Here is a 12,160-nt window from a genome sequence, read left to right as displayed (position 1 = left end):
TGTTTAATATTCATTACAAAGTGAAAAAAATTATGCTAGAAATATTATTGTCATTGTTATGACAATAAAAATTGGATCAACAAAGCCAATAAAAATAAGAAATTTCATCCATCCAGGGAAAATCCCAAAAACAGGCCGACGGAGGTTACCTGTGAATAATAAAGTGACATTAGCTGTATCTGCTGCACTGATGTCGATGTCCATGCATTCTGCTGCAGAGTTATCATCTGCAACCGAATCGTTTTCTGTAACTGCTGATCAACTCAAAGCAGTTAAGGCGACATCGATAAATAAGTACAAGAACACTAAAACAGTTTCCACACCAAAAACACTCTACACCGCTGAGAAAGGACTCGAAAATAAAGACTACATTTACTTTGTACATCTTTCTGACGACGCAGTAGCGAGCTACGACGGTGGTGTTGAAGGTTTAGAAGCTACTAACCCCCAACTTAAAAAAGTAGTTTCGGTAACACGATCGAAGTCGACTGCTAGCAAACGCTTAGATGCTTCTCTTCCAGAAGTAAAAGCCTATGCCTCTTATCTTGAAAAGAAACAGGCAGAAGTTATTGCTAAAGCAGAATCTGCTGTAGGTTCTTTAGAGACGATAGCAGAATACAAATATGCACTGAACGCAATTGCGGTAAAAGCATCGCCAGCTGAGGCAGAAGCCATCGCGCGTTTGCCTGGCGTTAAAAACGTTGAACGTGATGAAATGTATCAACTTGATACTGACACGGGCCCTATCTTAATTGGTGCTCCTGCAGTATGGGACGGCACGGCTAATGAAAGCGGCGTAGGTCGTCAAGGTGAAGGCATTGTAGTTGCGGTACTTGATACTGGTATCAACAGTGACCACCCTTCTTTTGCTGATGTAGGTGGTGATGGTTACGATCATACTAACCCACTTGGCGCCGATGTTTACTTAGGTGAATGTGCGGTTGAAGCTGAAGTTCGTTGTAATGACAAACTAATTGGTATTTATAGCTACCCGTCTATCTCTGACGTATACGCAGATGCCACTATCTTCCCTCAAAACGGTACCATACGTTTTGGTGAAGATTACAACGGTCACGGTTCACATACTGCAAGTACTGCGGCCGGTAACGTTCTTGTTGATGTTGCTGAAGTTACCGCTGAATTTGACGTAAATGCAAGTGACGGTGTTGCCACTGGTTTCACCTTTGGTCAAATTTCAGGTGTAGCCCCTCACTCAAACATTATTTCTTATCAGGTATGTCAACCTGGTAACACTGGTGATACCTATGCAGGTTGTACTGGTGCGGCTATGGCTGCAGCGGTAGACGATGCGGTTGAATCAGGTATTGTTGATGTAATCAACTTCTCAATTTCAGGTGGTGGCTACCCTTGGAGTGGTTCGCTTAACGCAGCATGGTTGAATGCACGCAACGCGGGCATTTTTATTGCTCAATCTGCGGGTAATAGTGGCCCCGATCCAGAAACAACTGAGAAACACGCACCGTGGATTACCGTTGTTGCTGCTTCTACGCACGGTCGAAGTGTAGAGTATGATAAATCTATCTCTTTCACTGGTGGTGCAACTGAGTTAGGCGCAATTGATGGTAAAAGTAACTCTGGTGCGGTAACTGCTTCAATCGTTTACGCTGGTGATTACACCAACGCGAATGATCCTGATGGCGATCCAGCACAATGTTTACAACCATTCCCAGAAGATACATTCGCGGGTGAAATCGTTGTTTGTGACCGTGGTGAAATAGCGCGTGTAGCTAAAGCATCTAACGTTGCAAGTGGCGGCGCTGCTGGTTTCGTTCTAGCAAACCTTGCAGATGGCGCAACATCGGTGAATAACGATGCGTATATTATTCCGGGTATCCACGTTGATGCTACAAACGGTGATATGCTGCGTTCATGGTTGGCAGAAGGTGAAGGTCATACTGCGTCAATCACTGCCTCTCAGGGCATATTAACAGTAGATGATGACGCAGCTGATATTATGGCTGATTTCTCTTCACGTGGTCCTAATACATCAATTAGCACGCTAACTCCGTCGGTAACTGCGCCGGGCGTTAGCATTTATGCTGCTTACTCTGATGAACAGTACGGTCAAGATTCTACAGGTTCTGCACCAGCCGATTATGCCTACCTACAAGGTACGTCTATGTCAGGTCCTCATGTTGCTGGTGCTGCTGCACTTGTGCGTCATGAGAAACCGTCATGGACACCAGATCAGGTACGTTCTGCTCTTATGATGACGGCTACCACCGATGTTCTTAAAGAAGACGGTGTTACCGCAGCAGATTGGTTTGATATGGGCGCAGGTCGTATTGAAGTAGACCTAGCCGTTCAATCTGGCTTAGTTATGGATGAAACAGATGCAAATTATGCTTCTGCTGATCCAGCACTAGGTGGTGAGCCTCGTACACTTAACCTACCTTCTGTTACCGACGACAACTGTGTAGGTTCTTGCACATGGACTCGTACTGTAACAGCAACTAAAGACGGCTCTTGGTCTGTAGATGGTATGGGAATTTCTGATGGTATAGAAATTACCGTTACGCCTGCTACCTTCGACTTAACTGCTGGACAATCTCAAGAGTTAACAATTGAGATTGATGCATTCCGCGCAGAAAGCGACGTTTGGTCTTTCGGTCAAATTAATTTAGTGTCTGGTTCATCTCCTGACTTGCACCTTCCTGTTTCAATTGTTGCATCTAACGGTAACTTACCTGATGAAATCGACTTTGAAGTACATCGTAATCAAGACTCGTACTTGCTTGAAGATGTAATGGCAGTTGAAATTACTGATCTTCAGGTTACGTCTTACGGCCTAACCAAAGCAACCAAAGTTGAAGGTATGGTTGCGCAAGATTCAGACAACAGCGATTACCTAGATGATTTAGAAGATGGCTTGCATATTACTCAAATTGAAGTACCTGAAGGTACACTTCGTTTAGTAGCTGCAACCATGGATACTACGTCGCCAGATCTAGATTTACGTATATTGTTCGACTCAAATGCCGATGGTATACCTCAAGAAGATGAAGAAGTTGCTATTGCCGCAACTGCTGCAACTGAAGAGTATGTAAGCGTTGAAATGCCAGAAGCAGGTAGCTACTGGGTAATTGTACAGAACTGGGCTGCATCGTCTGATGAAGAAGGTTTTGAAGATAGCTTTGTATTAGCGCATGCCATGGTTGATAACCAACCAGGTGAAGGGTTAACTATTGATGCTCCTTCAGCTATTCCTCAGTTAACTGAGTTCGACGTACGCTTTACTTGGGATTTAACCGACGCGGTTGAAGGTGACATCTACATTGGTGCCGTTTCAATGGGCACTGATGCTGAGAACGTTGACAACCTTGGCGTTATTCCTGTTGATATTCTTCGTGCTGAAGACGATGTTTATGTAACTGCTGAGTCTGAAGAGCGTGTACTACCGGGTGAAGAAGCTACTTTCTATGTAAACGTACTTCCAAACTTTACTACGGAAGACCGTGACTATGAAATTTCACTAACGCTACCAGATAACGTTACGTTAGTTGAAGGTTCATTGTCTCACGACGGTGTTGCCACTGAAAATACGCTTTCTTGGTCTATTACCCAAGAATCGCTAATTGGTGCTACTCCATCTTATGCAATTACTACTAATGCTACTGATGCGTTCTGTGCTAACCCTGACTTTGGTCAAGGCGGTGGATACATCGACCTAGCCGGTTTTGGTATTGGACAGGATGATACATTAGATGGAGATACAGTAGACGGTACTTATACACTTCCTGCTTACTTCCTAGGCACAATGTATGATGCAGTTACAGTCACTGATGATGGTTTTGTTACTGTTGGTAATAGCTTAGGTACTGCACCATGGGTGAACCAAGGGCTTCCAGATGTTGCAGATCCAAGTGGTGTTATTGCTCCGCTATGGCGCGACCAAGAATTTGACGTTGCTAATGGCACAGGTGTTTCTGTAGCTTCTGCAGGCGCTGCTTATACCATCATTGAATGGGATAACATGCGATTCTGGGGTCTTAGCGAAGATTTCGCTGATATTGCAGATTACCAAATTGTTTTCTTCAATGAGCCAACTGAAGGTCAGCCAAACATCGTATTCTCATACGATAATGTGACACATGACCTTGGTAGTTCCTTGCCTGTGACCATTGGTTACGAAGATATTGATGGCGCTACGGGTAAAGCTCCTTACTACACGCCTTACAGCCAAGACTTCTTTGATGCAAACTTTGATGCTGAAATTACATCTGGTACGCAAATCTGTATGTATCTTGACGACGTTGATAGCAGCCCTACTCAATTAGCTTACACCGTTATGGTAAATGCTGATGACGCTGGTGGTGCTATTCAAATGATGGCGATGTCAGAAGTAACTAACATCCCTGGTGCATCATCTGCAGTATCTGAAACTTATGAAGGTTTACAAGTTGAAGGTCCTCCGGTTGTTACTATTGACGGCATGACAGTGGCAACACTGGAAGTTGTTGAATTAATGGAGTTGAACTTACCTGGTCTAGTTGAAGAGCCTAATGGCGACGCTGTCGACATTACTTGGAAGCAAATTGAAGGGCCAGCAGCTATCATTGCAGGTGCGGGCATAGAAGAAGCTATCTTAGTTGCTCCAGAAGTAACTGAAGATACGCTAATCGTGCTTGAGCTTACTGCGACTGATAGTAACGGTAACACTACAATGGCAACAGCCAATGTAACGATAAAAGATAACTTACCACCTGTTATCAACATCACTGCTCCGCTAACGGTTGAAGAAGGTGAGTCAATCACTGTTTCTGCTACAGCAACAGATCCAGAAGGTGATGACGTTACATTCACTATCAATGACATCTCAGGCTCAAGTCTAACGACTACAGCGCCTAATACGAACACCACCATTGCTGTTCAGTTTGAAGTGGTTGCATTTGATGGTTTAAATACAACAACAGAAACAGTAACCGTAAGCGTTACTGATAAGAGCGGTGGTTCAATGGGTTGGTTAGCATTGCTACTTGTTCCAGTTGTGTATCTACGTAGACGTAAAATGAAATAAGCGATATCGCTTAGATATTACTTAAACGTAAAAGGCCGCTGTTAAGCGGCCTTTTTTATATCTGCAGTATCAGTAAGTTACCCTACCTAACGTTAATGCTACCTCACCTACGCGATTTCATTATTCTTCATCTGACAATCTTGTTAATGTGTCGTCTAATCGCTTGTTAGGCTGCACGCCCATTTCTCTGAACTTCTCAACTTGCCGCACTAAATTTCCTCGCCCACTTGAAAGCTTATTCATTGCGGCATCGTAACTGCCATGGGCGCTATCTAGTGCTTTACCAATCTTTTCTATATCAGATACAAAGCCGACAAATTTATCGTAAAGCTTTCCTGCTTGTTCTGCGATGAGCTGCGCGTTTTGATTTTGGTATTCGTATTGCCAAATATTGTTGATGGTACGAAGCGCCACAAGCAAGTTCGTAGGGCTAACCAACATAATATTATGATTAAGCGCGAGAGAAACAAGGTCAGGCTCTTCTTCAATCGCTAACAAGAACGCAGGCTCAATAGGAATAAAGAGTAGAACATAATCTAATGTTCGCAGCCCTTTAAGGGATTGATATTCTTTAGCTCCCAGCCCTTTAATATGGCCTTTTATTGAAGCCACGTGTGCACTTAGATATTGTTTGCGGCTGGTGTCGTCGTCACAGTTAAAATATTGCTCATACGCCGCTAAGCTTACTTTCGAATCGATAATCACATCTTTGTCGTTGGGTAAATGCACCACAACATCAGGTTGCAACCGCCTACCCTGTTCAGATTGCGCCGATACCTGGGTTTCAAATTCATGACCTTCGCGAAGCCCTGATTCTTTGAGTATGCGCTCTAAAATAACCTCGCCCCAATTACCTTGTTTTTTGTTATCGCCTTTAAGTGCGTTAGTTAATGCAGAGGCTTCTTCGGTTATACGCTGATTTAACGCCTTTAAACTTAAAATTTCCGTTTTTAGCGATGCTCGTTCTTGCCCTTCACGAATGTGTTGTTCTGAAATTTGTTGTTTGAACCCATCCAATTGAGATTTAAACGGCGCTAATACCGCTTCAATATTATGTTTACTTTGGGTTTGATAGGTTGCGCTTTTCTCATCAAAAATTTTGTTCGCTAAGTTTTCAAACTGGGTTTGTAAACGTTGTTCAGACGAATGCATTAACGCAAGCTTTTCCTCATGATTCTGCATAAGCGCATCCAGCCTCGCTTTTTGCGCTTCGTATTGCGCTTGCAACTTACTGTACTCTTTTTGCAGGACGCTCAAGGATTCACCAAGTTGTAGTTTCTCAGCTAATAGCTGCTCATACTGACGTGATTTTTCAACCAGCATGCCCATACGTTCTTGGGTTTCGTTTGAGGCTTGCTGCAGAACAAGTAACGCATCACTTTTTTCAGCCATTTGATCGCGAGCCTGATTCAATGTTCTACGGGTCACTATTAGCAAAACAAGAAAAATTAACGCCAGTAATAAAAGGCCAGCATTCAAATATTGGGGGGGAAAATCAGATAAGGAATACATAAAAACACACGCACTGTTAATTTATACAGCACTATAAACAAAAACAGGTGCCATTGGCACCTGTTTTAATCACAAATATATGATTACTTGGATAATGCTTTATCTAAATCTTCAATTTTTGCTTTCCAAATAGCAGGCCCAGTTTCGTGCGCATTAGCGCCCGTGCTGTCCACTGCTACGGTAACTGGCATATCTTCTACGTCAAATTCGTAAATGGCTTCCATACCTAAATCTTCAAACGCTACTACCCGTGACTTCTTGATAGCTTTAGAAACCAAGTACGCTGCACCACCTACGGCCATTAAATAAACTGACTGATGCTTTGCAATAGATTTAACCGTTGCAGGCCCACGCTCTGCTTTGCCAATCATACCAATTAGGCCAGTTTTCTCTAACATCATGTCAGTGAATTTATCCATACGAGTGGCAGTCGTTGGACCGGCTGGGCCTACTACTTCGTCGCCAACTGCATCAACAGGGCCTACGTAATAAATAAAGCGATTGGTTAAATCTACGCCTTCTGGTAATCCTTCACCGTTATCAAGCATAGTTTGAATACGCTTGTGCGCCGCATCACGGCCAGTCAACATTTTTCCAGAAAGGAGTACGGTTTCGCCCACTTTCCAGTCTTGAATGTCTTCTTTGGTAACATCATTAAGGTTAACGCGACGGGTGTTTTCACTCACTTCCCACGTTACCTCAGGCCAATCTTCTAATTTAGGTGGCGTAAGTTCAGCTGGACCTGAGCCATCTAAATGAAAATGTGCATGTCGGGTTGCTGCACAGTTAGGGATCATCGCCACTGGCTTAGATGCCGCATGGGTAGGCAAAGACATAATTTTAACGTCTACTACGGTAGTTAATCCACCTAGGCCTTGTGCACCAATACCCAACTGATTCACGCGTTCGAAAATTTCAACACGTAGCTTTTCATCTGTGGTCTCTGGGCCGCGAGCAATAAGCTCTTGGATATCAACCGGATCCATTAGGCTTTCTTTCGCAAGTACAGCTGCTTTTTCCGCTGTACCGCCAATACCTATACCTAGCATTCCAGGTGGACACCAGCCCGCCCCCATCGTTGGTAACGTTTTAACTACCCAATCAGCAATATTATCGCTGGGGTTTAACATTACCATTTTAGATTTGTTTTCTGAGCCGCCGCCTTTCGCCGCAATCATTACTTCAACTTTTTCACCGGGCACCATATCAATGTGCACAACTGACGGTGTGTTGTCTTTGGTGTTGGTTCGTGCGCCTGCGGGGTCGGCAACGATAGATGCGCGTAATGGGTTATCTGGATTTAGATAAGCGCGGCGAGTGCCTTCATCAACCATCTGTTGAACGGTCATGTCGGTTTTATCCCAAGTCACACCCATGCCTACTTTTACAAAGCAGGTCACAATACCGGTGTCTTGACACAAAGGACGTTTCCCTTCAGCTGACATTCTAGAGTTAATAAGGATTTGTGCCATCGCATCTTTAGCTGCTTGGCTTTCTTCTCGGTTGTACGCTGCTTCTACGGCTTTAACGTAGTCGAGCGGGTGATAGTAAGAGATAAACTGTAGGGAATCTTCAATGCTATCAATGAAGTCCTGTTGGCGGATAACGGTCATGACATCCTCTTTTTTTATTTTGCTTTCGTGGTCTTAGCCTGCTAAAAAAGCGTATACTAGCGCATCTGTTAGCACCGTACCATGTAAAATATGGGTGAAGCTTTGCGATAAAACAAACTTGTGCTGTTAAATTTAACGCGCTTAGCTAACGTTATCTGATTGATACCGTTCAAATACTGTTAAATTAACCGTTCAGTTGCCAATTAACGCTGCTTCAGTGCCAACAACATTCTTCTTAACCTGATGTATAGAGTTAGTTTTTAATGCCCGCAACATCGCTAATTACCATTACGCCAATCAGCACATCGCCTTCCCTTTGTCTTGTAGATATTTTTGAGCGGGTAGCCCACCGCACGGGAGCCATTTTGCTTGATACTTGTGGCTCGACAAAAAGCAATGGTCGCTACAATGTGATGGTATGGGAACCGAGCGCTACCGTAACGGCCAAACATGGCGAAGCGGCTTTAGTGCAGTTAGCTGGTGATGAGGCATTTGCAACCGACCTTCTACCTTTTGAAGCCGTAACACACTACCTTCATGGCTCTGTGGCCAACCTTGAGGTAGATGAACCTAGTCAATCGTTAGCAAACCAACTCCCTTTTATAGTAGGTGTAGCCGGTTTTGCAGGCTACGATGCGGGGCGGTATTACGAAAAGCTTCCGGCGAAAGCGGCGCAAACTTATACCACCCCCGATTTTTCCGTAGGGCTATACCTGTCTTCGTTAATTGAGGATACGGTAACAGGCACCCTATATTTTTGTTCGGCAAAAGGTGAAACTACCCCACCTGACTTTATTACACAGCCCAGTTCTGATACTGATTTTACAGATGGTGCTGATGATACCAATCAGGCCTGTTTAACCTCTATCAATGATGAGAAAGTACAAGGTGAAGATGATACCAAAACGTCATTTTCATTAACCAGTGAATGGAAGTCTAACCTAACTAAAGAAGCCTACATTGACTGTATTGAACGCATTCATGACTATTTAAAAGCCGGCGATTGTTATCAAGTTAACATGGCGCAGCGATTCTCAGCTACATACACTGGCGACTGCTGGCAAGCCTATCGCGCTCTGCGTGAAAGCAACCAAGCGCCCTTTTCCGCATTCATTCAATTAAAAAACAGCACTATTTTAAGTATATCCCCCGAACGCTTTATTAGCGTGAAGCAGGGCGTGGTGGAAACTAAACCGATTAAAGGCACGCGCCCACGGTTCAGTGATGAAGCAGAAGATGCGCGAAGCGCTCAGTCTTTGCTGACTGCTTCAAAAGATCGTGCCGAAAACCTTATGATTGTCGATTTACTGCGAAATGATCTTTCAAAGCACTGTAAGCCCCATTCAGTGAAAGTGCCTGAGTTATTTGCGCTAGAGAGCTATGAAGCAGTACACCACTTAGTGAGCACTGTTGTTGGCGAACTTAACGACGACGCGACCCCATTAGATTTACTTGCCTCCTCGTTCCCTGGCGGTTCTATTACAGGTGCACCTAAAATTAGGGCGATGGAGATTATCGACGAACTTGAAGTGCATAGACGAAATATCTATTGCGGCAGTATTTTTTATATGGGCTTTCGTGAAGATATGGACTCAAGTATTTGTATTCGAACGCTGCTTGGGGAGAATAACCAGCTGCATTGCTGGGCTGGTGGTGGTATTGTTTTAGATTCAGTGGCTAATGACGAGTACAAAGAAACCTTGGATAAAGTGTCTAAAATTCTGCCAGTGCTAACCTCCCATTTTGGAGCAGGCCGTGAACAGAGCTGATTTCCTCCGCCAATTTCATCATTTGCGTCAAACGCACAGAGAGCCCGATTACCCGCTTAAATCTAGAGGCAGACCAGCTGCGGTATTAATTCCGCTAATGGACTATGGTAATGAGCTGACAGTTTTGCTCACAGAGCGTGCACACCACTTACGTCATCATCCAGGCCAAATTAGTTTTCCCGGTGGCGCGGTAGATGAAGTAGACAACAGCGTTTTCGACGCTGCACTTCGTGAAGCCCGTGAAGAAATAGGCATGCCTTCTGAAAACGTAGAAATTATTGGGGTGTTGCCGAATTACAGGACAGTAAGCGGTTATCAAATAGCGCCGGTTGTGGGTTTTGTTGAACCCAGTTTTACGCCCGTTATCGACCCTAACGAAGTAGAAAGTGCTTTCGAGGTTCCATTAGCCCATGTGCTGGACCGCAAAAATCACCTTATTCATACCGCGCGCAAAGGTAAGCGTTCATCGCCTATCTACTTTATTCCGTGGAATGAACATATGATTTGGGGCGCTACGGCTGCCATATTACGTAACCTGTCTCACCATATTCATCCTTAAGCTTACCAACGCTTAAATACACTTGCCTCGGCGTGCTCTTAATTGGGTGTGGTTAAATATTTCTTTACACCACATTAGCAATTCTAATCAATTGATTAGCTTTTCTGTATTGTAGTTAAGCCCGTCTACATGCATGATCTACTTATTAGTAATTTAGACTGGTGTAATTTTATGATTAGTGTTTTTGATATGTTTAGCGTGGGTATTGGCCCTTCAAGCTCACACACCGTTGGCCCCATGCGGGCGGGTGCTGAATTTGCTAAAACACTTGCAACAGACACCGCGCTGTTTTCAAAAATCACCTCAGTTAAAGTGGAATTGTTTGGTTCTTTAGGTCAAACCGGTATTGGTCACGGAACAGGTAAAGCCGTGATCCTTGGGCTATCTGGTGAAATGCCTGAAAGCATTGACGTAAATAAAATAGAGCCACTGCTAGAAGATGTACGAAACCAAGAGTCTTTGTACCTCAATGGCGAGAAGCCCATTTTGTTTCCAAACAAAAATGCGATTGTTTTTCACCGACGTAAAACACTTCCCAAACATGCCAATGCACTTACCTTTTACGTCTACGAAAACGACACATTGCTGTGCGAGCAAACGTACTACAGCATTGGTGGCGGTTTCATCGTAAAAGAAGAGGATTTTGATGCCACTAAGGCTCACGCAGGTGCCGTTCAAGCGACTGTGCCTTTTCCTTTTAAATCTGGTGCTGCGTTGTTAGAACAATGCAAAAATAACGGGTTGAGTATTAGCGCCCTTATGCTTAAAAACGAAACCACTTTTCAACCTGCTCACGCCGTAAAACAAAAGCTGTTTGAAATATGGTTAGTAATGAAGGCCTGTGTGCAACGTGGTATCGACAGTGAAGGCATATTGCCAGGTGGCCTTAAAGTAGTGCGCCGTGCACCTGCACTTTATAGACGCCTGCAAACCGAACATACCACCGACCCCATGCAAACCATGGACTGGGTAAACTTGTTTGCCTTAGCGGTAAATGAAGAAAATGCGGCTGGAGGCCGCGTGGTAACGGCCCCTACTAATGGCGCGGCCGGCATTATTCCAGCGGTTTTACATTATGTAGATAAATTTATTCGCCCAGTGGATGAAGAAGTGGCAAGCCGCTTCTTACTTACCGCAGGAGCCATTGGTATCTTGTACAAAGAGAATGCATCAATTTCTGGAGCTGAAGTGGGCTGTCAGGGTGAAGTAGGTGTGGCATGCTCTATGGCTGCGGGCGCGCTGGCAGAGATTATGGGCGGTACTGTACCGGCAGTAGAAAATGCCGCTGAAATTGGTATGGAGCATAACCTAGGGTTAACGTGTGACCCCGTGGGCGGCTTAGTACAGGTTCCTTGTATTGAACGTAATGCAATGGGTGCGATTAAAGCGATAAACGCTTCACGGTTAGCATTGCGCGGTAGCGGCGAGCACAAGGTGTCGTTAGATAAAGTCATTAAAACTATGCGCGATACCGGTAACGACATGAAAACCAAGTACAAAGAAACAGCCCGAGGCGGCCTAGCCGTTAATATTATTGAATGCTAAACGTTAGCTGACATCACTGAACGTGACAAACCAGTAAATACAAAAAAGGCGATTGGGGTTTATAGGTAAAAACACCGCAAATCGCCTTTTTTATGCTGTTACGTATTTTCATACGCAAACCGCC

The 12,160-nt window shown here is 44.3% G+C and carries 6 protein-coding genes; 4 read left to right on the top strand and 2 right to left on the bottom strand.

The features are described 5' to 3' along the window. Positions 1-151 precede the first annotated feature (151 nt). Positions 152-5,038 (top strand): S8 family serine peptidase, encoded by a 4,887-nt coding sequence (locus R1T43_RS10695; protein WP_317348732.1) that lies wholly within the window; start codon positions 152-154, stop codon positions 5,036-5,038. Between the two features lie 120 nt (positions 5,039-5,158). On the opposite strand, the gene rmuC is transcribed toward R1T43_RS10695, so the two are convergent. Together rmuC and R1T43_RS10685 are read right to left on the bottom strand one after the other, a co-directional pair. Continuing rightward, complete coding sequence (gene rmuC, locus R1T43_RS10690; protein WP_317348729.1) at positions 5,159-6,430, bottom strand: DNA recombination protein RmuC; 1,272 nt, start codon at positions 6,428-6,430, stop codon at positions 5,159-5,161. A 203-nt stretch (positions 6,431-6,633) separates the two neighbouring features. Then, complete coding sequence (locus R1T43_RS10685) at positions 6,634-8,163, bottom strand: fumarate hydratase (RefSeq protein WP_211071903.1); 1,530 nt, start codon at positions 8,161-8,163, stop codon at positions 6,634-6,636. Between the two features lie 263 nt (positions 8,164-8,426). Here R1T43_RS10685 and pabB point away from each other — a divergent pair, with 263 nt between their 5' ends. The 3 genes from pabB to R1T43_RS10670 all read left to right on the top strand — a co-directional run bounded on the left by pabB (position 8,427) and on the right by R1T43_RS10670 (position 12,036). Further along, positions 8,427-9,932 (top strand): aminodeoxychorismate synthase component I, encoded by a 1,506-nt coding sequence (gene pabB, locus R1T43_RS10680; protein ID WP_317348727.1) that lies wholly within the window; start codon positions 8,427-8,429, stop codon positions 9,930-9,932. Beyond that, positions 9,919-10,491, top strand: coding sequence for a CoA pyrophosphatase (locus R1T43_RS10675; RefSeq protein ID WP_211071905.1), 573 nt, complete (start codon positions 9,919-9,921; stop codon positions 10,489-10,491). The genes pabB and R1T43_RS10675 overlap by 14 nt, the downstream gene beginning before the upstream one ends. A gap of 171 nt (positions 10,492-10,662) precedes the next feature. Continuing rightward, positions 10,663-12,036: an L-serine ammonia-lyase gene (locus R1T43_RS10670; RefSeq protein ID WP_211071906.1), complete on the top strand. Its 1,374-nt coding sequence runs from the start codon at positions 10,663-10,665 to the stop codon at positions 12,034-12,036. Positions 12,037-12,160 lie beyond the last annotated feature (124 nt).

The sequence above is a fragment of the Alteromonas sp. CI.11.F.A3 genome (assembly GCF_032925565.1).
In the GTDB taxonomy this organism is placed as follows: Bacteria; Pseudomonadota; Gammaproteobacteria; order Enterobacterales; family Alteromonadaceae; genus Alteromonas.
The sequence above is the reverse complement of the archived record's forward strand: the minus strand, read 5'-3'. Positions and strand labels throughout refer to the sequence as shown.

Coding starts and splice junctions, on each gene's coding strand:
- R1T43_RS10685 (WP_211071903.1), bottom strand. CDS start 8,163: ATGACCGTTATCCGCCAACAGGACTTCATTGATAGCATTGAAGATTCC.
- pabB (WP_317348727.1), top strand. CDS start 8,427: ATGCCCGCAACATCGCTAATTACCATTACGCCAATCAGCACATCGCCT.
- R1T43_RS10670 (WP_211071906.1), top strand. CDS start 10,663: ATGATTAGTGTTTTTGATATGTTTAGCGTGGGTATTGGCCCTTCAAGC.
- rmuC (WP_317348729.1), bottom strand. CDS start 6,430: ATGGCTGAAAAAAGTGATGCGTTACTTGTTCTGCAGCAAGCCTCAAAC.